This is a genomic window from Aquimarina mycalae, from assembly GCF_029906345.1.
GTDB lineage: Bacteria > Bacteroidota > Bacteroidia > Flavobacteriales > Flavobacteriaceae > Aquimarina.
In genome coordinates, this window is the sequence record NZ_JARYGY010000006.1 from 1 (window position 1) to 22,884 (window position 22,884).

At 31.3% G+C, this 22,884-nt stretch carries 24 protein-coding genes and 1 tRNA gene; 12 read left to right on the forward strand and 13 right to left on the reverse strand.

Going from position 1 to position 22,884, the window contains the following annotated elements:
• The 9 genes from QBK95_RS14595 to QBK95_RS14635 all read left to right on the forward strand — a co-directional run.
• A partial coding sequence (locus QBK95_RS14595; protein WP_280935062.1) for a CLIPPER-2 domain-containing protein occupies positions 1–1,315 on the forward strand: 1,315 nt, incomplete at its 5' end.
• A 55-nt stretch (positions 1,316–1,370) separates the two neighbouring features.
• Entirely contained in the window at positions 1,371–2,327 is a 957-nt protein-coding gene (locus QBK95_RS14600; protein WP_280935065.1) for a PorP/SprF family type IX secretion system membrane protein, read from the forward strand.
• A gap of 70 nt (positions 2,328–2,397) precedes the next feature.
• Positions 2,398–4,356: an OmpA family protein gene (locus tag QBK95_RS14605; protein ID WP_280935067.1), complete on the forward strand. Its 1,959-nt coding sequence runs from the start codon at positions 2,398–2,400 to the stop codon at positions 4,354–4,356.
• 160 nt (positions 4,357–4,516) lie between these two features.
• Positions 4,517–5,035, forward strand: coding sequence for an isopentenyl-diphosphate Delta-isomerase (gene idi, locus QBK95_RS14610; protein WP_280935632.1), 519 nt, complete (start codon positions 4,517–4,519; stop codon positions 5,033–5,035).
• Positions 5,032–5,442 carry a 6-pyruvoyl trahydropterin synthase family protein gene (locus QBK95_RS14615; RefSeq protein WP_280935069.1) on the forward strand — a complete coding sequence of 137 codons (411 nt, stop codon included), beginning with the start codon at positions 5,032–5,034 and terminating at the stop codon, positions 5,440–5,442. Before idi ends, QBK95_RS14615 begins: the two co-directional genes overlap by 4 nt.
• Before the next feature lie 5 nt (positions 5,443–5,447).
• Positions 5,448–5,906, forward strand: a complete 459-nt coding sequence (locus QBK95_RS14620) for a peroxiredoxin (RefSeq protein ID WP_280935071.1) — start codon at positions 5,448–5,450, stop codon at positions 5,904–5,906.
• The gene (locus tag QBK95_RS14625) at positions 5,903–6,880 is read left to right on the forward strand and encodes a type I phosphomannose isomerase catalytic subunit (protein ID WP_280935073.1); all 978 of its coding nucleotides are present in this window, start codon (positions 5,903–5,905) and stop codon (positions 6,878–6,880) included. The genes QBK95_RS14620 and QBK95_RS14625 overlap by 4 nt, the downstream gene beginning before the upstream one ends.
• A 58-nt stretch (positions 6,881–6,938) precedes the next feature.
• Complete coding sequence (locus QBK95_RS14630) at positions 6,939–7,205, forward strand: hypothetical protein (RefSeq protein ID WP_280935075.1); 267 nt, start codon at positions 6,939–6,941, stop codon at positions 7,203–7,205.
• 57 nt (positions 7,206–7,262) lie between these two features.
• A tRNA-Thr gene (locus QBK95_RS14635) sits at positions 7,263–7,336 on the forward strand.
• A 338-nt stretch (positions 7,337–7,674) separates the two neighbouring features.
• Here QBK95_RS14635 and QBK95_RS14640 read toward each other — a convergent pair.
• The 8 genes from QBK95_RS14640 to QBK95_RS14675 all read right to left on the reverse strand — a co-directional run bounded on the left by QBK95_RS14640 (position 7,675) and on the right by QBK95_RS14675 (position 15,353).
• Positions 7,675–8,010, reverse strand: a complete 336-nt coding sequence (locus QBK95_RS14640) for a hypothetical protein (RefSeq protein ID WP_280935077.1) — start codon at positions 8,008–8,010, stop codon at positions 7,675–7,677.
• Between the two features lie 70 nt (positions 8,011–8,080).
• On the reverse strand, positions 8,081–8,821 hold the full coding sequence (locus QBK95_RS14645; protein ID WP_280935079.1) for a DUF4369 domain-containing protein: 741 nt from the start codon (positions 8,819–8,821) through the stop codon (positions 8,081–8,083).
• A 58-nt stretch (positions 8,822–8,879) separates the two neighbouring features.
• The gene (locus tag QBK95_RS14650; RefSeq protein ID WP_280935081.1) at positions 8,880–10,184 is read right to left on the reverse strand and encodes a DUF819 family protein; all 1,305 of its coding nucleotides are present in this window, start codon (positions 10,182–10,184) and stop codon (positions 8,880–8,882) included.
• A 128-nt stretch (positions 10,185–10,312) separates the two neighbouring features.
• A complete protein-coding gene (locus QBK95_RS14655) occupies positions 10,313–10,768 on the reverse strand; it encodes a DUF6265 family protein (protein ID WP_280935084.1) in 456 nt (151 codons plus the stop codon).
• A gap of 70 nt (positions 10,769–10,838) precedes the next feature.
• Positions 10,839–11,645 (reverse strand): DUF6597 domain-containing transcriptional factor, encoded by an 807-nt coding sequence (locus QBK95_RS14660; protein ID WP_348637343.1) that lies wholly within the window; start codon positions 11,643–11,645, stop codon positions 10,839–10,841.
• 26 nt (positions 11,646–11,671) lie between these two features.
• Entirely contained in the window at positions 11,672–13,567 is a 1,896-nt protein-coding gene (locus QBK95_RS14665; protein WP_280935089.1) for a M61 family metallopeptidase, read from the reverse strand.
• 5 nt (positions 13,568–13,572) lie between these two features.
• A complete protein-coding gene (locus QBK95_RS14670; RefSeq protein WP_280935092.1) occupies positions 13,573–14,379 on the reverse strand; it encodes a Cof-type HAD-IIB family hydrolase in 807 nt (268 codons plus the stop codon).
• A gap of 38 nt (positions 14,380–14,417) precedes the next feature.
• A complete protein-coding gene (locus tag QBK95_RS14675) occupies positions 14,418–15,353 on the reverse strand; it encodes an alpha/beta hydrolase (protein ID WP_280935094.1) in 936 nt (311 codons plus the stop codon).
• Between the two features lie 161 nt (positions 15,354–15,514).
• Here QBK95_RS14675 and QBK95_RS14680 point away from each other — a divergent pair, with 161 nt between their 5' ends.
• Positions 15,515–16,297, forward strand: a complete 783-nt coding sequence (locus tag QBK95_RS14680) for a S1/P1 nuclease (RefSeq protein ID WP_280935096.1) — start codon at positions 15,515–15,517, stop codon at positions 16,295–16,297.
• Between the two features lie 10 nt (positions 16,298–16,307).
• Here the strand turns inward: QBK95_RS14680 and QBK95_RS14685 are convergent, their stop codons facing one another.
• Complete coding sequence (locus QBK95_RS14685) at positions 16,308–17,168, reverse strand: helix-turn-helix domain-containing protein (RefSeq protein ID WP_280935098.1); 861 nt, start codon at positions 17,166–17,168, stop codon at positions 16,308–16,310.
• A 205-nt stretch (positions 17,169–17,373) separates the two neighbouring features.
• On the opposite strand from QBK95_RS14685, the gene QBK95_RS14690 reads away from it, so the two are divergent.
• Complete coding sequence (locus QBK95_RS14690; RefSeq protein ID WP_280935100.1) at positions 17,374–17,787, forward strand: DoxX family membrane protein; 414 nt, start codon at positions 17,374–17,376, stop codon at positions 17,785–17,787.
• Between the two features lie 91 nt (positions 17,788–17,878).
• On the opposite strand, the gene QBK95_RS14695 is transcribed toward QBK95_RS14690, so the two are convergent.
• The 4 genes from QBK95_RS14695 to QBK95_RS14710 form a co-directional block, all read right to left on the reverse strand.
• Positions 17,879–18,481, reverse strand: a complete 603-nt coding sequence (locus QBK95_RS14695; RefSeq protein ID WP_280935102.1) for an alpha-ketoglutarate-dependent dioxygenase AlkB family protein — start codon at positions 18,479–18,481, stop codon at positions 17,879–17,881.
• 13 nt (positions 18,482–18,494) lie between these two features.
• Positions 18,495–18,842: a DoxX family protein gene (locus QBK95_RS14700; protein WP_280935104.1), complete on the reverse strand. Its 348-nt coding sequence runs from the start codon at positions 18,840–18,842 to the stop codon at positions 18,495–18,497.
• Positions 18,842–19,303, reverse strand: a complete 462-nt coding sequence (locus QBK95_RS14705; protein WP_280935106.1) for a hypothetical protein — start codon at positions 19,301–19,303, stop codon at positions 18,842–18,844. The genes QBK95_RS14700 and QBK95_RS14705 overlap by 1 nt, the downstream gene beginning before the upstream one ends.
• Positions 19,304–19,405: 102 nt before the next feature.
• Positions 19,406–20,257 carry a DUF6503 family protein gene (locus QBK95_RS14710; protein ID WP_280935108.1) on the reverse strand — a complete coding sequence of 284 codons (852 nt, stop codon included), beginning with the start codon at positions 20,255–20,257 and terminating at the stop codon, positions 19,406–19,408.
• 328 nt (positions 20,258–20,585) lie between these two features.
• Between QBK95_RS14710 and QBK95_RS14715 the strand changes: the two genes are divergently transcribed.
• Entirely contained in the window at positions 20,586–22,832 is a 2,247-nt protein-coding gene (locus QBK95_RS14715; RefSeq protein ID WP_280935633.1) for a S9 family peptidase, read from the forward strand.
• Positions 22,833–22,884 lie beyond the last annotated feature (52 nt).

Below are 22,884 nucleotides of genomic sequence, written 5' to 3' on the forward strand. Positions count from 1 at the left end.
TGTAACTGTAACGGCTAATCAAACAATCACTCAGACTGATATTGATGCAGGATTTGTAGAGAATAGCGCTACAGCTACAGGAGATAGTCCACAAGGTGGTCCAGATGATGTAAGTGATGTGTCCGATGCAGGAGATGAAGGAGTTGAGACACCAAATGGAGATGGTACAACGGATATGGATCCTACAAATGATCCAACGGTAACAGTTATTACTCAGGTTGCAGACTTAACTCTAGTTAAAACTGGATCGATTAATGGTTCTTCAGTAGGAGATGATATAACATATACATTTACAGTAACTAACACAGGTAATGTAACAATAGATAATATTTTCATAGATGATATATTAACGGGAAGTGTAAACTTACCAATAGTACCATCAGTCTTAGCTCCTGGTGAACAAGGTACTGCAACGGCAACATATGTACTTACCCAAGCTGATATCAATAACGGAGAGGTGATAAATAGCGCAACTGTATTGGGAGAGGATCCTAATGATATTGGAGTTATGGATGTTTCGGATAGTGGAGATGAGACCGTTGATGAGGATGGTGATTTGGATCCTACAAATGATCCTACGATTACAACGATTCCTCAAAATCCTAATTTAGCATTAACTAAAACTGGTATTTATGTAGATGTTAATGGAGATGATCTTCCTAATGTTGGAGATGAGATTCAATATACTTTTACCGTAGAAAATACAGGAAATGTTGATATCACTAATATTGTTCTAACTGATCCATTAACTGGTATTGTGCTTACTGGAGGACCAATAGATCTTGCGGTGGGAGAAATTGATGAAACTACATTTACAGCTACCTATACGTTAACAGCATCAGATGTATTATCTGGGAGTGTAACAAATCAAGCAACAGTTACAGGTCAGGATCCAAATGGAGATGATGTTATTGACCTTTCTGATGATGTATTAGATACTACAGATGTTGATTTAGATGGAGATGGAGATGGAGAAGATGAAACGATTATATTAATAGAATTAGACGATGACATAGTAATTTATACAGGAATAAGCCCTAATGGAGATGGAATTAATGATGAATTCAGAATTGTAGGATTAAACAATTTCCCGAACAATACATTAAGAATTTATAATCGTTGGGGAGTACAGGTATTCGAAGAAGATGGATATGAACAACCAGGTGTGGAATTATTTAGAGGAATCAGTAATGGAAGAGTTACGGTTTCACAGAAAGAAGAATTACCTGTAGGAACTTATTATTACGTGTTAGAATATGTAAATGCTAGTGACATTAATAAGTCTAAAGCAGGTTACCTATATATAAACAAATAAATTTTTATTTGGAATAGTATATATTTGTTATTCCCTAAATCAAACAATGATACTTATGAATAGACTGTTAACAATATTTATGCTGACTACATTTGGTCTGATTACAAATTATAGTACCGCACAGCAAGATGCTCAGTATACTCAGTATATGTATAATACTATTAGTGTAAATCCAGCATATGCAGGTAGTAGAGGTGTGATGAGTATAATGGGATTGCATCGAAGTCAATGGGTTGGTTTAGATGGTGCTCCTCGAACACAGACATTAACTTTAAATACACCTATAGGAGATAATAATAGAGTAGGTTTGGGATTATCAATAGTTAACGATGAAATTGGACCAACAAATGAAACGTATTTTGATATTGATTTCTCTTATACAATTCCAACGTCAGATAAAGGAAAACTAAGTTTTGGAGTAAAGGCTGGTGGACATCTCTTAAATATTGATTTTCAAAGATTATCTCAGTTTGATATTAACGACCCTAATTTTGAAAGTAATATTGATAATAAATTTAGTCCTAATGTGGGAGCTGGAATATATTATCATACTGATAAATTCTATTTAGGGTTGAGTGCTCCTAATTTATTGGAAACAGATCATTTTGATGAAGACGCTACTGTAGGAAGTAACGACTCTTCTACATTTATTGCAGAAGAAAGAATTAATTACTATTTAATAGCTGGACACGTGTTTGATCTAAGTGATAGTGTAAAGTTTAAACCTGCTGTGTTAAGCAAATTGGTGTTTGGAGCACCTTTGCAAGTAGATGTATCTGCTAACTTCTTATTGTATGATAAATTGACATTGGGAGTTGGTTATAGATGGAGTGCTGCCTTTAGTGCTATTGCTGGTTTTCAAGTTTCTGATTCTTTAATGATTGGATTTGCATATGATAAGGAATCTACAGAGTTAGGAAGAACTCAGTTTAATGATGGAAGTTATGAGGTTATGTTACGTTTTGAGTTGTTTAGAAAGTATAATCGAATGTTAACACCTCGTTTCTTTTAATTTCATAATCCATATTCAAGTAAGAATTTATATAAGTTAATTTTAGAATATATAATAGAGTCAAAATAAAATGGGGAAATTATTACATAAGTTGTTTATCGTTTTTATAAGCTTTTTCTTTATGAATACTGCTTTTTCTCAAGAAAGAAAATTAAAAGCAGCACAAAACCAGTATGACAAATACGAGTATATAAATGCTCAGGAAACATATCTCAAAGTTGTTAAAAAAGGCTATAAAAGTGCAGATCTTTATAAGAACCTAGGAAATAGCTATTATTTTAATAGTCAGTTTGAAGAAGCTTCAAAATGGTATGAAGAATTAATGAATTCTTATCCTAATGAAGTAGAGCCTGAGTATTATTTTAGATATGCACAAACGCTAAAATCGGTAGAACGTTATGAAGATGCAGATGTGTACATGAAAAAGTTTGTTGAAGCTAGTTCGGATGATCAGCGAGCTCAATTATTTAAGGAAGAACCTAATTATCTAAAAAGAATAGATTTTCAATCTGGTAGATTTGAAATAGAAAATTCTTCGATTAATTCTTCGTTTACGGATTTTGGAACTGCCTTTTTTGGAAGATTTGTCGTTTTTAGCTCTTCAAGAGATACATTGGTATTTCGTAAAAGTGTGCATCAATGGAATGAAGAATCTTTTCTAGATCTTTTTAAAGCAGAATATAATCCAGTAAATGGAGAACTTTCCGAAATTGAAAAACTTGATAGTAAACTAAATAGTAAATTTCATGAATCTACACCTGTTTTTTCCAAAGACGGACAAACTGTTTATTTTACCAGAAATAATTATGATGGAAGAAAATATGGTAGTGATAGCAAGGGAACTAATAAACTAAAAATTTATCGTTCCTATAAAAATACACAAGGAGGTTGGACCACTCCACAAAATTTATCCTTTAATAGTGACCAATACTCCACAGCACATCCTGCACTTAGTGTAGACGAAAAAACGTTGTATTTTTCTTCAGATATGCCAGGAGGTGAAGGACAATCGGATATTTATGAAGTTGCTATAAATTCTGATGGTAGTTTTGGAGAACCTAAAAACTTAGGGAATACAATTAATACCGAAGGAAAAGAAACTTTTCCATTTGTTAGTGCCAATAATGACCTGTATTTTGCTTCTGACGGCCATATAGGACTTGGAGGATTAGATGTATATGTAACTCGTCTTAATCCACAAACGGATGAAGAAAAATTGGTAGTCAATATCGGTAAGCCAGTGAATGGTCCAGAAGACGATTTCGCATTTATTGTAGATGACGAGTCCAAAAGAGGTTATTTTTCTTCTAATCGTGAAGGAGGAAGAGGAAAAGATGATATTTATAGCTTTCTTCAGTTAGAAGATCTTAAAAGTTTCTGTGAGATTACAATAGCAGGTATCGTTAAAGATAAAGATACTGAAGACTTACTACCTGGTGCAAAAGTTTCTATATATGATAGTAGCAATAATTTATTGGAAAGTTTTATTGTTGGAGATGATGCGGCATATAGTCAAGTAGTAAAATGTAGTTCTAAATATTTTGTTCGAGCAGAAAAAGAGACATACTTAACTTTAGAAAAATTAGTAAATACACCTGGGAAAACAGAAACAATAGATACACCTATTTTATTAGAGAAAAAGGTAAAATCTGCTGATGTAGGAGATGATCTGGCTAAAGTATTGTCTTTAAATCCTATTTATTTTGATTTTGATCAATCATATATTAGAAATGACGCTGCGGTAGAATTGGCTAAGGTGATAGAAGTAATGAATCAATATCCAGAGATGAAAATTGATGTAAGATCACACACTGATAGTCATGGAGATGATGCTTATAACCTATGGTTGTCTGAACAAAGAGCAAAATCGACTATAGATTATATGATTGCTAAAGGAATCTCTGCAGAACGTTTAACAAGTAAAGGGTATGGAGAAACAGAACCCGTAAATGATTGTAAAAACGGTTCTAATTGTAAAAAATCAGAATATCAATTAAATAGACGAAGTGAATTTATCATTGTTAAGTAATATATAGCCCTATATAAATCAATAATAAATCCACGTCTATCTAAAAAGACACCTTATTTAGTAAGGTGTCTTTTCTTTTAACACAACATTGTTTATCTCAAAAAGAGTATAGATTATGAATTGCTATGGCGATTTTGTAATTTTGAAGCAATACAAAAGAATGGAAGAAGAAAAAGTCATTTTAGTTAATAAAGATGATGAGCAAATAGGGGTAATGCCCAAACTAGAAGCACATGAAAAAGCACTATTGCATAGAGCGTTTTCTGTATTTATTCTTAATAGCAAGAATGAACTAATGCTGCAACAAAGAGCACATCATAAATATCATTCACCAGGTTTATGGACTAATACATGCTGTAGTCATCAACGAGAAGGTGAAACAAATATTCAAGCAGGAACCAGAAGATTGCAAGAAGAAATGGGGTTTACAACAACACTTAGAGATACAATCTCGTTTATATATAAAGCCCCTTTTGATAATGGTCTTACTGAACATGAATTTGATCATGTATTAGTAGGACATTATGAAGATGATCCTAAGATTAATACTGAAGAAGTCGAAGATTGGAAATGGATGCCAATTGAAGATGTGAAAATGGACATACAAAGGGCTCCAGAAAACTATACAGAGTGGTTTAAGATTATTTTCGATAAATTTTACTCACATATTACATTATGAGAATAAAAGCTTGCAGAAAAGCCCATTTTAACGCGGCACATAGATTGTATCGAAAAGATTGGAGCGATGAAAAGAACTTTCAGATTTTCGGAAAATGTAGTAACCCACTGTATCATGGTCATAACTATGAACTCATTGTTGGGGTAACTGGTGATATTGATCCAGAAACAGGTTTCTTAATTGATCTTAAAATACTAAAACAGTATATCAAATCCGAAGTCGAAGATTATATGGATCATAAGAATTTAAATGAAGAAGTTATCGAATTTAAAGATCTTAATCCAACAGTAGAGAATATAGCTATAGTAATATGGAATAAACTTCGAAAAAAGATAGCACCACAATACGATATAGAAGTTACCTTATATGAAACTCCGCGTAATTTTGTAATATTTAATGGTAAATAGATCTTATGGGATTAGAAATAGGAGACAAGGTTCCTGAGTTTGTCGCAAAAAATGATAAGGGAGAAAAATTTAATAGTAATGAACTTGTAGGCAAAAAACCTTTTGTAATTTATTTTTATCCAAAAAACTTTACTCCTGGATGTGTAAAAGAAGCATGTGATTTTAGAGATAGTTATGAGGATTTTAAAATCTTAGGTGTTGATGTCATTGGTGTAAGTTCAGATAGTGTAAATTCTCATCTTAAATTTAAAAACAAATATAGATTACCTTTTATGTTTTTATCGGATAAAAAAGGCGAGATAAGAAAACTTTTTGGTGTTAAACCAGGATTGTTTGGTGTTTTGCCTGGTAGAGAGACGTATGTTGTAGATAAAAACGGAGTGATTAGATTGAAATTTAATAGTATTAATGCATCCAAACATTTGAAAAAAGCCTTGGTTTCGGTAAAAAAATATGATGAATGAATAAAGGTGCATTATATATTTTAAAATTTAAACCCATTCTAAAGGAAAAAATATGGGGAGGAGATAAGTTAAAAGATGTTTTTGGTAAAGAATCTTCAGGTCCAGCTACTGGAGAAAGCTGGGAAATAAGTGATGTAGAAGAAGATCAATCTGTAATTCAGAATGGAAGATTTTCAGGAAAAACTTTGAAAGCCCTTCTGATTGACTATAAAGAAAAATTGGTTGGGGAAAAGAATTTTAAACGTTTTGGAACTAAGTTTCCATTACTTATTAAATTTATTGATGCTAAGGAGGATCTATCAGTACAATTACATCCAGGTGATGAAATCGCAAAACAAAAACATAATTCTTTAGGTAAAACAGAAATGTGGTATGTAGTGCAATCAGATAATGATGCTAATATTATTGTTGGTTTCAATCAAGAAGTAACTCCAGAACTATATCAAAAGCACGTTGCAGAAAAATCAATTAAAGATATCTTACACTATGAACCAGTAGATGCTGGAGATACTTTTTTTATATATTCTGGATTGATACACGCCATCGGAAAAGGAGTGTTGTTAGCAGAAATACAACAAACTTCTGATATCACCTATCGAGTATATGATTGGGATCGTACAGATGCTAATGGAAACCATCGAGAACTTCATCAACAAGATGCTTTAGAAGCTATTGATTTTAAAAGTAATTCAGATTATAAAATTACTTACAATCTGAAAAAGAATCAAATCACTGATTTGGTAAGCTGTCCACATTTTATTACTAATATTATTGAAGCAGATCATGAAATGGTATTATCTCATGTAGGATTAGATTCTTTTGTAGTATACATGTGCGTAGAAGGCCAGGCAATGATAGAAAGTGAAGAAAATACTATGGATATAGCTTTAGGTGAAACCATTTTGGTTCCTGCCTCTATAAAGCAAATTAAAGTGATCTCAAAAGGAGTAAAGCTTTTACAAACCTATATTTAGAACTAAAACCGTTTGATAAATGGTTTAAAAGACTAATTTTGCAGAAAATAATTTAGAAATGGCAAATAAAAGAAATCTTAAAAAAGATATTAACTATGTATTAGGTGATATCATAGAAGCAGTGTATATCTGGGAAGAAAATAACCCTGGTAAGGATAGAAAAGCTGGAGAGCTTATAATTGATGAGGCTATTACATCTTTTGACGGATTTATGACTAGAGTTAGTGATCGTAATATTGAAAATGCGGCTAAACATTTTAAATCTATTAAAAACGATTTAGAAGCTACAGCTAAGTCATTAGCAGAAAAAGTAAATTCATTATAATTTTTTTTAAAAAGTATTTGTAAATATGATTACAGAAATTATATTTGCAACCGCTTTGCCGATGTAGCTCAGCTGGCTAGAGCAGCTGATTTGTAATCAGCAGGTCGTGGGTTCGAGTCCCTCCATCGGCTCTTAAAGTAAAAATCCTAACTTCATATGAAGTTAGGATTTTTTTATGGTACAAAATAAGATTGAATCAGAAACTAGTTCTAATTATAACAGCGACAGGATTTTTGCTAAAAATTATCTAAAAAAAACTTTCGTTTTAGTTGGCGTTATTACCTTTTAGAATTAAAGCAATTCCCATTATTATTATTATTAAAATTATTCCTGAAATAAAAATATAATATTGTCCTGGCCAGTGTAATATTTTAAATAATACTCCTAAAATAAATAATACGATTCCTATTAATATGAATATCAACGAAAGAATTTTAATTCTTGTCATAGCAGATATTCATTTTTTAATTTAGACTGTGGTGTCTCGAGATAGTAGGTAAAAGATTGTAGATACGACACTTAAAATCAGAAGAAAAGCTCCATAATTCCTGGTTGACTTATTAAACTTATAATTTTTACCATCAACAAATTCTTTCTTCCTAAATAGTATATATGAACCTGAAATTAAACCAATCCAAGTAAGTGATGTGATCACTAATACTACTTTGGCAAAAATCGGTATTCCGTGCTCAGGTACATTTCTTTTATAAAAAACTAAATAAAAAGGAAAAACGAATAGGCAAAGAATCAATAAAATTAATAATAATATTTGCCAAGGTCCGATCATTCCTAATTGTATAGTCATACCTGATTTTTTGTAAATATTAGTTGAGTAAGAGTCCTAAAAAGTGTAATCTATCTTAATGAGTTTTTAATTAATGCTCCTTATTTTCCTCAACTCTTTCTGCTTCTTTGGCTTTTCTTTCTGTTAGATACTCCGTAAGTTGCTTTCCATAGATGGATTTTCGTACTCTAGGAGATAATGACTTTGCTACCGTATCCAGATATTTGATATTAGCATCAAAAACTTCATTAAGTGTAATGTAAGGAGCTACTTCGAGTTTTCTGTTATTAATAGCAAAATTGATAGTATATAGATATTTTTGTCTTAATAATTTCTTATAAGCATCATCGTTTTTGATCAATTTCTCTTCGTCATTTTGTTTCCTGGCTTCAAAATCTTCTTTCAGTAATCTAAGGTTTCTGTCATTAAACCTTTTATTCATTTTTTTGTATTCCAGTAATTTTATTTGATTCTTACCACCTGCAATTACTGCTTCTTTTTCAAAACCATTTAAGGAAGTATTGATAGTGATTTGCCCTGGTTCTGCAAAAAAATCAATTCGATCATTATATTGCGAACCATCATTTTTGTCTAAAAATAAATAATGAATCTGAGGTTCTTGTACATCTGTCTGAAAAGAAAATTCTGGGTTACCTTCTATGACAAGAGAATCTATATTAACCAAGATAGTATCCTGTATTTTTTGAAGATACAATATTCCTTTTTTTAGCCCTTGTACGGTTCCGTTTATAGAAACATTTCCTTTTTTCTTAGGAGTACTACAACCTAGTATAAGAATGGATAACAAAAGTATAACAGAAAATCGTTGCATTGATGGTATTTATTTTAAAAAATTGGAGTACAAAGATGGTATAATTTAGATTGAAAAACTAACTTCCTGATGCAATTTGCATCAATATCGTACACAAAAGAGCACCATATGTGCCTACAACGTATCCAAAAACGGCTAATAGCACACCTACTGTAGCAAGAGAAGGGTGAAAAGCCGCTGCAACTACAGGTGCAGATGCTGCTCCACCTACATTTGCTTGACTTCCAACTGCCAGAAAAAAGTAAGGCGCCTTAATCAGTTTTGCTACACCAATTAATAACCCAGCATGAATCGTCATCCATACCAATCCAATAGCAATTAGTCCAGGATTTTCTAGAATCATTGTTAAATCCATTTTCATTCCTATAGTTGCGACTAGAATGTAAATAAATATGCTACCAATTTTACTGGCTCCAGCACCTTCGTATTTTTTTGCTTTAGTATAAGACAATAGAATTCCAATGGCAGTTGCAATAGTAATCATCCAAAAGAACTGAGAAGTGAATGAGGATAGGGCAGAGCTTTTATCATTAAACACCTCGAAATTATCTGATAAAAAATTAGAAATCCCACCAGCTCCCCAATGTGCAAGTCCAACCGTAGTAAAAGCAATAGAAAGCATGACCATATAATCTGCTAATGTTGGATTTCTGGTTACACTTTCTGCATAGGTAGAAACTTGTTTTTTAAGAGATTCAATTGCACTATTATCAGCCTTTAACCATCGATCGATTTTAGCACTTTTTCCGATACCAATTAGTAGAATAGCCATCCATAGATTAGCTACCACAATATCTACCAAAACCATCCCACCATATTTATCAGGATTATACTCATAAATTTCTAGCATAGCTGCTTGATTGGCTCCACCACCAATCCAACTACCTGCTAGTGTAGATAAACCTCTCCAAACCGCATCAAACCCAGCTCCACCAACAGTGTCGGGAGATATTAAAGAAATTAATAAAATAGCAATGGGACCACCAATAATGATACCAATGGTTCCCGTAGCAAACATAATTAATGCTTTTGGACCTAAATTAAATATTCCTTTTAAGTCAATACTTAAAGTCATCAAAACCAACGAAGCTGGAAGTAAGTACCTACTAGCAATAAAATAGACATTAGATGATTTTTCTATAAGTTTACCATCAGCATCTAATTCTTCCCAATGTGGAGAAATGAGCCCTATAGAATTAAAAATGGCAGGAAGTAGATAGCAAAGTAGTATTGCAGGAACAAATTTGTAAAAACCCTGCCAAAAACTTGTCTTTATAGAAGAAGTATAAAAAACTGCACCGAGACATAATAATAGAATTCCAAAAACAATAGTATCATTGGTAAAAAAAGGAACATTTTCCATAGTAAGAGTTAGTTTATAATGAGATGGGACGCAAAATACAATTTTTGCGAAGAATTAAAATTTGATCTCCTTTATATTTTATCTATAACTAAATCTATTCTCTATGTTTATGTAATTTAAAACGCTATTTATTGTTTTATCAATCGATATGAAAACCCTTGGTCATTTTCACCAAGAACTTGTACGTATAGTGTTGATTCATCTAGTTTTTGGTATTGAATTTTCTTGGGAAAATCGTGTGCTAAATTTTCAAAAGAGAATTTGTCTTTTATGGATGTATTTAGATTAAATGAAATCGTTTTACCTGCATTTTGATTAGGAACAGTAGCTTGATAGACCAATAGGTTATCGATTTTTTTAATAGCAAGCGTTTCTGTTATTTTTTTAGAACCTTCTTGTAGTTTATATGAGTAGCCAATAAATTGATCTCCTTTTTCTTTCTGCCAATTTTCGTAGGTAGATTTATTTTCAATTTTCCAAGTTCCTTCCATGAAATCTAACTGATTTATAGTGGATTGAGCGTTGCAGGAACAAAGAAAACAAATGGTGATGCATAGAAAGATTACATGATTTACTTTTTTCATAATTATTCAGTTTTAATAAAAAGTAAATATATTTTAGAAAAGAACTATTGTATTGTAAAAAACCGACATCTCATTTTTTAAGAAAAAAATTTGCCATATTTTCATCGGTAAACCCATATGCAGAAGGTTCTTCTCCTGTGAACTCTTTAAAGTTTTTTATAAAATGAGATTGATCATAAAAACCAGCCATATAAGTAATATCCGCCCAATTAATAGCTTCTTGATTTAGTAGATTAAATATATTAGAAAAACGAATAACTCTACTGTATAATTTAGGTGTCAATCCGATATGTGTTTTAAAGTAACGCTCAAAGCTTCGTTCGCTTATTTCAATTTGATGATATACATCACTCAACTTTACTTTTCCTTTTTGATCAATAATTAGTTGAACAGCCTTTTGACCTCTGGAATTTTGAATGTTTTTTGATGTAGTAAAATCAAGAAGATAGTTTTCAATTTGTTTTACCTTTTGATCAAAGGTTGTATTTGTTACTGCATAATTTTTGACAGGTTTTATAGAATGCAGAATATTCTTCGGGATATTAATAACTTTATCTGTAATAGTGTGCATATCTAAGTTAAATAGACATTTTAATGCCCAAGGTTGAAATTTGATAGCAAACATTCCTGTATTTCCAGTATTCTCCAGATAAAAATAATTCTTGATTTGTCCAGCAATTAAATCCATTTCTTGCTCAAACCAATCTCCATTAATGTTTGTTCTGTAAGGTTGTTCATAATGAAAAATCATTTCAGGATATCCATCGGGAATAATTTTTTCTCTTTTAATACGATCATCACCTTCACTATCTATCATCCAAAAACATTTAATGATGTTTGATAATTCAATGCTTGGTTCTTTCTGTTTGTAAATCAATTAATAATGATTTAAATAAATTAGGCTCAATCGTTAATCCAACTCTTTAGAATCTCTATTTGTGCATCAGAGGCATTGGGGTTTTGTTTTATAACTACTTTCTCTACTGTTGGAGAAATTACTTTAGAGGTTAATGTCATTACTTTTTGATCTCTTTTAATTACAAAAACGATATCGTCACCGATTTTCCATCGATTAGAATCACTAAAAAGATCATATATATTTTTAATGGTGTATTTTTTATTATCGATACTAAGCAACACATCGTTTCCTTTAATACCTGATTTTTTAAGAAATTTATTATGTTCAACTCCTTTGGTAAAAACAACCTCTTTTGTAGGTTCAGAACCTTTTATAAAAGGTTCTTGTTCGTGAATAAAGTATTCAGAAGGGATTTCTATAGTGCTAAACATTAATCCAACTTTTCCTAGGTAATACCCATAATCGATTGGCGTATTATTGATTACATGAGATTTTAGAAAATCTGATATTTCAGGATATGAAATTTCTTGAATTACATTAATAAGCTCATCGTCTTTAAACGGAATTTCACTTCCGAATCTATTAGATAAACCAGTAATAAGGTCTAATATTCCATATGCTCCGCTACTTTTTTCTCGCATAATAATATCAATACACATAGAAATTAATGCGCCTTTTTCATATACATTACGATAATTCTGACGATAAGGGTCTTTCAAAATATTTTTACTCATCGTAGCAAAAGACATCATCTCATCAAATTCTTTGGAAGCATTTACTTTTTCCAGAATTCTTTCAAAAAATTCTTCTTTTGTTATGAGTGCTTGATTAATCTGAAAAAGTATAGAAAAATATTCTGTAGTACCTTCATATAACCAAAGGTGTTTAGACATTTTAGGATTGTTATAATCAAAATTATGGATTTCTTCAGAGTGAATACTTAGTGGTGTAACAATATGAAAAAATTCATGAGAAACGACATCCGTAAGAGATTCGTTTAGTTTTTTTAGCGGTATAGACTCAGGTAACACTACTACAGTAGAGGTGTTATGCTCCAATGCACCAAAGCCTTTGGCATCATCGTTTTTAGAAGAAGATAAATATAATAATACACTATACTTTTCTGTCGTATTTATACTACCTAAAAAATTCTTTTGTGCTCTAACCATTCTTTCCATTTGTGGCATCAATTGAGCGGCACGATGTACTTGGTTTGGGGAGTAAACACTTAATAAAACTTCAACTTCGTTAATATTAAAAATTACTCGATCTGGTTCTGAGTACATAATAGGAGCATCGGCAACATCATTATATCTTTTAAAAACAAAAAGATCAGTATCATAATTAACACCTTCTTCTGGTTCTTTTGGTAAAAATTCAGTTAAAGAAGTAGAAGCTTCCAAATTAATCGGGCGTTTTATAAACACCTTATAATTTCGTTCTTTCATTTTGTCAAAATAACCTACAAAAGCATATAGATTCAGGATGAAATTTTTGTTCTTATCAATATTGGTACCCGTTGGGGAAAATATATCGTGAGTGTTTTCGGTATCAAATGTATCATTAACCCAATATGTAATACTACTTAATTGTTGTGCATTATCTATTTTCCAACGATTATCACCATATTTTTGAACATATAATAGGTTGCCCTGATGATCAAAAGCCTTAAAATCTTCTATAAATTTTCCAAAATTGTTATTTTGATATGTACCAGGAACAATTTTAGGGATGTAATAACTAATTGTATCTGTATTTATATTAGAAGTTTTTATTTCTACCTGTATTCTATCATTAATTACATTTACTAAATCTAATGAAGCAGAAATAGGAGTGTTGTCTACGTATACAGGTGATTCTACAGTTTTACAACCTAGAATAAAATTGAATATAACAATTGAAAAAAATAGGGTTTTAATCGGTTTAATTTTTCTTAGCACAAGTTTTAAATATTGTTTTTTATATATGTAGCTACACCATCTTCTTTTCCAGATAGTGTAATCACATCAGCAATTTTTAGGGTTTCTGGTTTAGCATTGGCAACAGCAACTCCTGTACCAACAGCTTTTATCATAGCAATATCGTTATAATTATCGCCAAATGCTACTGCATCCGAAAGAGAAATTTTATAATGTGTCTTTAAAAGTAATTCTATGGCAGTTAATTTTGAAATACTTTTATGTGCAATTTCAATGTACGTAGGTTTAGAACGGTATAAATGTAATCTGTCTCCAAAATTATGTTCCAAAAAACCAAATGCTTTATCTATATATTTTTCCTCACCCATACACATGATTTTGTGTGCTCCTTTATGCTCATTTTTCCATTGATCGATCACCATGTTTGTAGGTTTTATTTCAGGAATCACTTTGGTGTTCTGAGCTTCTCTATTTGCCCAAAAATCCATTTCTGGCACATACCATTCATCGTTGTGGTATAAACTAATATGAAATAAATTGTCTACGTTAAAATTGTAAAGTTCTTGAATAATATCCGTTGAAATAAAAGTAGAATGAATAGGTTTTTTGTCTACTAAAATTAATCCGCCATTATAACAGATTAGTGGAGTATCCAGAATATCTAGCTCTTTTTGTAAATGAGTCATAGCACTTGGCATACGAGAAGAAATCAATACAACGGGAATATGATCTTTAATACGTTTTATTTCAGAAATAGTAGCATCTGATAATTCTCTTTCAGCATTAAGAAGGGTTCCATCAATATCTGAAAATACAATGCGATGTGGATTCAATAATTTTAGATTTGGGTTAATATTTTATTCTGGATTGGTTACTTTGTAACAAAGTTAGCAATAGTGGTTGTAACTTGAGGCATGATTTTTAACCAGTATTCATTATATGATTTGTGGTTTTCTAATCGACTACCTTTTATCTCCCTTAAAATATGATTCATATTTTCAATAATTACATATTCTGCATTGGGAACTGCTTCCTTTAATTTTTCTGCCTCAGCAACTTCTACCTGCAGGTCCTTGTCACCTTGCATAATTAAAATAGGAATATCTAAGTTTTGTATCTCATCTGCTGGAGTATATTTAATCCAAGATCTCATAAAGGGTTGTAAGTTGTAACCAAAGATCGACTCTAATGCAGGATCATAATTCATGGCTCTTCCCTTTTCTTTTAAATCAGCAAAAGCTACAGCTGCACTTTTATCTAGTCCTGGAGCTTGTTTTTCTAACTGTTGTATCACAATTTGATCTACCGATTGTGCATTTCCAGCAATAGATATAAATCCATCGACATTTTGTTTAGAAGCCAAAATTCCTACCAAAGATCCTTGACCATGACCAGCTAGGACAATCTTTGTGTAGTTTCCATTTTTTCTAAAATATTCAACAATCGATTCAGCATCTTCTATAAAATGATCTAATGATATTTCATGTTCTCGAATACCATAAGCATCAATTTTAAAAAGCCTTTTATCATAACGATACACCGCAACTCCTTGTTTGGCCAAATCAATCGCTAATAATTTAAAGGCATCATTCTTAGACATTCTATCATTTCCTTCTCTATTTATGGCTCCTGCATCCATAATAAAAATGACAAGAGGTACACTATCATCCGAGTAAGGAGTTGTTAGGGTACCTTCAATAAATCGATTTACTCGTACAGTTGCAGAGTTATATTCTTTTTCTTCTTTGTCTTGAGAAAAACAAAATGTCGAAATGGCAATCATTAGTATTGAAAACCTTATTTTCATACACATAGGGGTTTATAGGATAAGTATTTATGAAACGACAATTGCGTGATCATATTTTTAAAGGTTCAATTCTTTTTTTGGAAAAAATATTCTGTGTTAAAAATAACATTTAACGATTCACTAACATACCCTTTTTTATCTTTGCTTCAAAATATAAACGAATGAATACGCGCTACATTATACTTTTAGTACTTTTAAGTTTTTCTTTTAATAGTTTTTCGGAAACAGAAGATTGGGGGAAAACGGGACATAGAGTTACAGGAGAAATTGCCAATAATTATCTTACTAAAAAAGCAAAAAGAAATATAGCTAAACTTCTTAAAGGTCATGGATTGGCGTTTGTTTCTATTTATGCAGATGAAATAAAAAGCGATGATCGATATAAAGGATATAGTCCATGGCATTATGTTAATTTTTCTTTTGATAAGAAATATGGAGAAGAAACCCCTAGTAAATTCGGTGATCTTGTTCAAGGGATAAAAAAATGTATTAAAATATTAAAAAGTGAAACTTCATCCATAGAGGATAAAGAATTTTATCTTAAAATGTTGGTTCATTTTGTAGGAGATTTACATCAACCACTTCATGTGGGTAGAGGAGAAGACAAAGGAGGAAATGATATTCAGGTGCAATGGTTTAGAAATGGATCCAACCTACATAGAGTATGGGATAGTGAAATGATTGATTATTATGATATGAGTTATACAGAGTTAGCAAACAATGCTGATGAATTATCCTTATTAGAAGTAGAAACAATACAAAAAGGAGAGGTTATTGATTGGATATATGAGTCTCAGGACTTGGCTAAAAAGGTATACGCTTCTGCTAATGTTGGAGAAAAACTTGGATATAGATATATGTATGAACACTTTCCTGTAGTGCGTTCTCAATTACAGAAAGGTGGGATACGATTGGCTAAAATATTGAATGATATTTTTGGGTAAAATATAATTGCTAATTGCTTATTGCCATGTCATTACGATATTGTTTAGGAGACATGGAGAAGTACTTTTTAAAAGTTTTAGTAAGGTGGCTTTCATCCGTATATCCTAATTGGTAAGCAATCTCTGCAATCGTAAATTCGGTATTTTGTAACCGGTACTCTACCAGTTTCATTTTATATTTGGTAACATATTGATGAATAGATTCTCCCGTAGCTTTCTTGAAGTAAGTACTAATAGAACTCTGAGACATATTAAATTTATCTGCCATAAAACTAATCTTAGTAAGATCATTATCATATACGTTCTGCCGAATATGACCAAGAATTTGATCAATTCTGGAATCATTTACCGTAACTGTTTTATTACTGGAACTGTATTTAGCAGATATGTTTCGCACGATAATGCTTAAAATAGTACTAATGGCATTCGAAATGATTTCTTGATAGTATATTTTTTCGTTCTTAAATTCTTCCATCACCACATTATGTATGTCCCAGATAATTCTACGATCTTCTTCATGAGAAATTACGTCGCCTGGAATAATGTTTGGATGATGTAAAAGTTGTTCAATTCTTTGTAACCAGTATTTCCTATCGGGTAAATTGACTTTACTCGAAAATAAAAGTTCTGTAAATTTAAAATGAGTGAATCCTGAATGTTTTTCGATTTCAAAATGATGCGTATCCTCAGGAGCTAATAAAAAAATATCATCTTTTTTATATCGAAATCTAATACCATTAATGGTATGATATCCACTTCCGTGCTCAACAAAAATGATTTCAAAATAATTGTGATTATGTGGTTCCGCTTCCCATTTATCAAATGAATATTGATGTACAACAAAGGTTTCGTGTAAGGTATAACGATTCATAATCAACTCTTTTGTTTTAAAGTTACAAAAATAAAATCAAACGATTTTTACCGTTTTATGCTTGGGTTTTTATTAACGAAAACGTTTGATTTTGTTGATAGTTAATTAGTTATGTTTTTTTTACAAGTTATTTCCGAAATTTTACAAGAACATAGCAGAGTGTAGTATATATTTTTGCAGTACGAAATTTTAACACAAATCTTCGATGAAATTTAGAGTTTATTTATACACTTTAGTAAGAATACTTTTCGGAGTTTTTTTAGTATTACATGCGGCTTACAATGTGATTTTTTATTCTGAGTTTTTAAATAAGATAGATGCTCATTTTACTAAGACCACAATATTTAATTTTAGTTTCATAGAGACACTGGCTCCGTTAGTTCCATTTGAAGAATTTGTTATTGGATCTTTTTTGGCATTAGGGTTTTTTACAAGAAATGTACTGATTGGAGCGATATTTTTGTTCTCGTTTTTAGCGTTTTTCTTAATAGATGCTAATTCACCAGAACTATCACTATTACACGCTGGTTGTTTCTTAGTAACACTAGTGTTATTGAAAAAAGAGAATTATAACCTTAAATCTGCAGATTATACCAGAGATTCATTTTTAATGATATAAAAAAAATAAAAGAAACCCCTTAAATAAGGGTTTTTTCATAAGTTGATTTTGTTTGATTATATAGACCCTTGTAATACATTACAAGGGTTTTCTAATGGATTGATCTAAAGGTTAGATTGATACGTGGTTTTATTATTTTTCTTGTTTTTGGTATTTGATGTAACCAGTTTTCTTGGGTTTTTCCTTTCATTATTAATAAACTTCCATGAGGTAATAAAAGCTTTTGTTTCAGTGTTTTTGTTTTGTGTTTAAAATGAAACCACCTTTCTTCTCCTAAACTTACAGAAGCAATAACAGGCTCTGATCCTAATTCTTTTTCATCATCAGCATGCCAACCATTGCTATCTTGACCATCTCTGTATAAATTGAGTAAACAAGTGGTGAATTTCTCAGAAATAATACGCTCAATGTTATTTTTAATCATCAATAACTCTTCTGTAAATTGATGTGGTGTCATTGTGATATTAGAATACGAATATGTGTTTTTATTATTGGCATATAATGCAGTAAGACGTGGTTGTGGGTGCGTTTTACCAAATATTTTGATCTCATCTTGTTGCCATTGAACTGATTTTAATAATATTTCAAATAATTGATCTGCTTGAGTCTTTTCAAAAAAATATGGATAGAATATTACATCTCCATCTGGTATTTGTAACTGAATTGGAGTATTTTTTGAAGAGAATAAATCCAAAGTATAGTATAGTTTATACGTACAAGTATGCCCAATATATAAGACCAAATTGAAGCAACAATCTAAAGACTAGAATTGTCTTAGGTAATTTAAGACTCGCTTTTTTGTTTACTAACATATGTATGTGAACAGGAAAAAAGACGATAAGCATAATAATGATTGCCCATATAGCATATGATCTGACTTGGGTAAACAGCACGCCGATACCAACAATTATTTCAGCAATACCACTAAGGTAAACAAGTGCTTTATGATATGGAATGTATAAAGGCATTATTCTCATAAATGCCTTAGGTTTAATTAGATGAAAAGTACCTGCGATAATAAATATCCCAGATAAAATATATAAGTGCCAATTCATTAAACTCCTGTGGTTTTTGCTTTCCCAGCACTACTTAATGCAAAATCTTTACTTCGAGTCATTTTTCTTATAAAACTAACTTTTCTAAAACGTAATGCAGTCCAATCTTCATCAATAGCAACTTGTCGTACTGGTTCCAAATTATAATCTCCTAAAACTCCCCATCCGTGATCTCTTGTAATTTCTGTAGTATATTTTTTAGAGCTTTTTTTAGGATATACAAACCAAAGAATAGCATCTCCTACGAGTTTTGGATACACAGTTTCAATTCGATTTTCTATTTGTTTTTTTTCAGTAACAAAAACCAAAGCAAAATCAACTTCGGATACTTGTATTAATGATTCTTTAATGATCACATCTTTTAGGCAATCCAATTCCTTACAAAACCCTTCGGGTTCATTTAGAATTAAGATTTCATCCAGAGTAGGGGGCAATTGTAGTTTTTTAAAAAGCGGAGTCATGTGAGTGAATTTTAATTCAAAATAAAACTGTCTACTAAAGATACAAAAAAACACCTTGAAATTCAAGATGTTTTTATATAGTTTTGAATCATCATGATACTATTACTCTATTACCTTAGCATTTTCAGGACCATCAAATAATTGTACTTCATTGTCTAAAAAAGTAATATTAGAAATCGTAGCTTCTCCTAGATTGTCGGTCATTCCTTTTTCAGATGTCCATCCATAGAATTCCCATTTAGTTGCAAAAGGAATATTATTTACGTTTGTAAATTCTTTATAACGTATAGCATGTGGATCTTCTTCTGCCTTAGAGGTGTCACCATCACTTCCATAAGTAACAATATATGCTGCAGCTTGTAATGATTTAGCAACGGGATCGGCATAGATGACATACCAATCGTCTGGAGCATCACCTGTACCAGCTTCAAAAGTAAGTTTAGCAGTGCTATGAGCGATATTATTAAGTTTTCGATCTTCCTGCATTTCCCATTTGGTTCCAGGATCACTTAGTTTATATGGTAGTCCAAAAAAGTATGTCCAGGTAAACATATCAAAACGAGCTCCTTTATCATTTGCATCCGCTGGATATAAGTATATCTTTTCTCCATCATATATTAAAGTACTCTCATCTTTTTTGTCGATCCTAATTTTTGAAGAATTCGTAAGCATGGTTATTTTTCCATCAAGATGTTCCTTTCCGTTAAAGATGATATTAATATCGAAACTAACCGCCTTATGACTTAAGAATTTATCTTTCTTATGGGTTTTTTCAATACTCTTGGTAAAATGATCTGAAATTGATAACGCTCCATTACCAATACCACCATTAGGCTCTACAGGAGTTATTTCTTCAGATACTTCAACTTTAGTTTCTTTATTGTCTTCTTTGTTATTTTGATTGCAGCTACTAAGTATACCAATAGAAAGAAGTGTAATTAAAATTCTTTTCATGATGTTATGATTTGTGTTACCAATCTAAAGTACTAAAACCTTCGATAGTAGTATAATCTTTATGAAAACTGTAACAGATACGCATAAAGTAAAGTTATATTACAAAACCTTTTGAACAGATTGTTGATTTTATTTTAATATTGAAATTCAGTGAGTTGTGAGTGATTTTTGTGTTAAAATTTAGATAATAATGTAACAAAAATGATTTGTTGATTACTAACTTCGTAAACATTCACTTTTTTTTTAATCAATCTTATAAACGATGAAACAAATATTAAAAACATTGCAAGGAGCATTCATAGTGATACTATGCATATCCTTTGTTCAAATGAATGGACAAGAAGTAGTAGGAACCTGGAAAGGTAAGCTTTCTGTCCAGGGAACTGAAATGCCTCTAGTATTTCATATAGAGGAAAAAGAAGGAAGTTTATCTTCTAAAATGGATAGCCCTTCTCAAGGAGCTAGTGGAATTCCAATGGATACTACTGTTTTTGAGAACAATCAATTAACTTTAGTATTTAAAAAAGCAGGGATCAAGTATGTTGCATCTCTAAAAGCTACAAAATTAATAGGAACTTTTTATCAAGGCGGAATGGAACTACCATTAGAAATGGAAAAATCAGAGAAAACAATACCTGGAAATCCAGCATTGGTTTCTTCTGATACTGAATTAGAAAAAATAGCAAATCTAGATAAGGGAAATTATAAGTACTCTGTAGAAGATTATTTTGCGAGACCTAAAGCAAGATCTTTTCAGTTTTCTCCTAATGGGAAGTATTTATCTTATAGAGAAAAAGATGATAATAGTAAAAACCATGTATATGTAAAAGAAATAGCTACCGATAAGGTGACTCGTGTAATTGAAGAAAAAGAAGAGTTAATACGTGGATACGGTTGGGCCAATAATGAACGATTGGTGTATGTTATGGATAAAGGCGGAAATGAGGATTATCATTTATTTGCAGCTAATATTGATGGAACGGATCAAAAGGAGTTAACGCCATATGAAGGTGTACAAGTTAATATTTTAGAAGGTTTGAAAGAAGATGTGAATCATATGATCATCTCAATGAATAAAAATAATAAACAAATTTTTGAACCATATAAAATAAATATCCTCACAGGAGAAATCAAACAACTGTTTAAAAATGAAGATGCGGCTAATCCGATTGCAGGATATAGTTTTGATAAGGATGGTAATCTTAAAGGGTATGGTAAAATAAGGGATGGAGTAAACATAGATTTTTACTATGCAACAGAAGATGGAAAATATGAGGTTCTTAAAAAAATGAATTGGAAAGACACTTTTTCTATTCTAAACTATGATTACGCTACAGATAATCCACACGATGCCTATGTCGTTTCTAATCTTGATACTGATAAGTCTCAAATTTACTTATACGATTTAAAGAAAGATAAAGTAATCAAGAAACTGTTTTCTAATGATAAGTATGATGTTTCTAATCTTTCTTTATCAAGAAAAAGAGGGTATGAACTTGATTATTTCTCTTATCAGGGAGAGAAAAGAGTAATCATTCCTGTAAGTGATTATTATAAAAAGTTACACGAAAAAATTACTAAAAAGTTTCCAGATCACCAGTATTCTATTGCTGATAAGACAGATGAAGAAGATAAGTATTTGATCTTCTTACAAAGTGATAAATTATATGGAGTATATTATTCATATGATGCGATAAAGGGTGAGTTTAAGTTGCTGTATAACTTAATGCCGCAGCTGAAAGAAAATGATATGGCAGAAATGCGTCCAATCACTTTCAAGAGTAGAGATGGATTGACAATTCATGGATATATTACATTACCTAAAGAAGCTGTACAAGGCAAAAAGGTTCCGTTAGTAGTGAATCCACATGGAGGACCACAAGGAATAAGAGATTCTTGGGGATTCAATCCAGAGTCACAATTGTTTGCTAGTAGAGGATACGCAACATTGCAAGTTAACTTTAGAATTTCTGGAGGTTATGGTAGAGAATTCTTAGAAACAGGATTTAAGCAAATCGGAAGAAAGGCAATGGACGATGTAGAAGATGGATTACAGTATGTAATAGATCAAGGATGGGTAGATAAGGATAGAGTGGCAATTTATGGCGGTAGTCATGGTGGATATGCAGTGTTACGAGGATTGACTAAAACTCCAGACTTATATGCCTGTGGTGTAGATTATGTGGGAGTTTCTAACATATTTACTTTTATGAAAACGATTCCTCCGTATTGGAAACCATATTTAAAAATTATAAAAGAGATTTGGTATGATGAGGATATTGCAGAAGAAAAGGCAATTATGGAAGAAGTTTCTCCAGTATATCAAATTGATAAAATAAAGAAGCCTTTATTTGTAGTACAAGGAGCTAATGATCCACGTGTTAATATAGATGAATCTGATCAAATCGTAAAAGCGTTGCGTGATAAAGGATTTGATGTGCCATATATGGTAAGATACGATGAAGGTCACGGTTTTGGTAAAGAAGAAAACTCTATAGCAATGTATAAAGCTATGATGGGATTCTATGCTAAGCATATTGGTAAAAAAGAAACTACAAAACCTGTTAAGGGATAATTTTAGATAATTAGTGTAGTAAAAACCTCCTGAAAACTTGGGTCAGGAGGTT

Bases quoted from the DNA above. Each gene is read 5' to 3' on its own strand.
- QBK95_RS14675 (WP_280935094.1), bottom strand. From the start codon at position 15,353: ATGAAAATAAGGTTTTCAATACTAATGATTGCCATTTCGACATTTTGT.
- QBK95_RS14625 (WP_280935073.1), top strand. From the start codon at position 5,903: ATGAATAAAGGTGCATTATATATTTTAAAATTTAAACCCATTCTAAAG.
- QBK95_RS14615 (WP_280935069.1), top strand. From the start codon at position 5,032: ATGAGAATAAAAGCTTGCAGAAAAGCCCATTTTAACGCGGCACATAGA.
- QBK95_RS14715 (WP_280935633.1), top strand. From the start codon at position 20,586: ATGAATGGACAAGAAGTAGTAGGAACCTGGAAAGGTAAGCTTTCTGTC.
- QBK95_RS14600 (WP_280935065.1), top strand. From the start codon at position 1,371: ATGAATAGACTGTTAACAATATTTATGCTGACTACATTTGGTCTGATT.
- QBK95_RS14710 (WP_280935108.1), bottom strand. From the start codon at position 20,257: ATGAAAAGAATTTTAATTACACTTCTTTCTATTGGTATACTTAGTAGC.
- QBK95_RS14630 (WP_280935075.1), top strand. From the start codon at position 6,939: ATGGCAAATAAAAGAAATCTTAAAAAAGATATTAACTATGTATTAGGT.
- QBK95_RS14640 (WP_280935077.1), bottom strand. From the start codon at position 8,010: ATGACTATACAATTAGGAATGATCGGACCTTGGCAAATATTATTATTA.
- QBK95_RS14620 (WP_280935071.1), top strand. From the start codon at position 5,448: ATGGGATTAGAAATAGGAGACAAGGTTCCTGAGTTTGTCGCAAAAAAT.
- QBK95_RS14650 (WP_280935081.1), bottom strand. From the start codon at position 10,184: ATGGAAAATGTTCCTTTTTTTACCAATGATACTATTGTTTTTGGAATT.
- QBK95_RS14700 (WP_280935104.1), bottom strand. From the start codon at position 18,842: ATGAATTGGCACTTATATATTTTATCTGGGATATTTATTATCGCAGGT.
- QBK95_RS14655 (WP_280935084.1), bottom strand. From the start codon at position 10,768: ATGAAAAAAGTAAATCATGTAATCTTTCTATGCATCACCATTTGTTTT.
- QBK95_RS14605 (WP_280935067.1), top strand. From the start codon at position 2,398: ATGGGGAAATTATTACATAAGTTGTTTATCGTTTTTATAAGCTTTTTC.
- QBK95_RS14685 (WP_280935098.1), bottom strand. From the start codon at position 17,168: ATGAATCGTTATACCTTACACGAAACCTTTGTTGTACATCAATATTCA.
- idi (WP_280935632.1), top strand. From the start codon at position 4,517: ATGGAAGAAGAAAAAGTCATTTTAGTTAATAAAGATGATGAGCAAATA.
- QBK95_RS14680 (WP_280935096.1), top strand. From the start codon at position 15,515: ATGAATACGCGCTACATTATACTTTTAGTACTTTTAAGTTTTTCTTTT.
- QBK95_RS14705 (WP_280935106.1), bottom strand. From the start codon at position 19,303: ATGACTCCGCTTTTTAAAAAACTACAATTGCCCCCTACTCTGGATGAA.
- QBK95_RS14645 (WP_280935079.1), bottom strand. From the start codon at position 8,821: ATGCAACGATTTTCTGTTATACTTTTGTTATCCATTCTTATACTAGGT.
- QBK95_RS14690 (WP_280935100.1), top strand. From the start codon at position 17,374: ATGAAATTTAGAGTTTATTTATACACTTTAGTAAGAATACTTTTCGGA.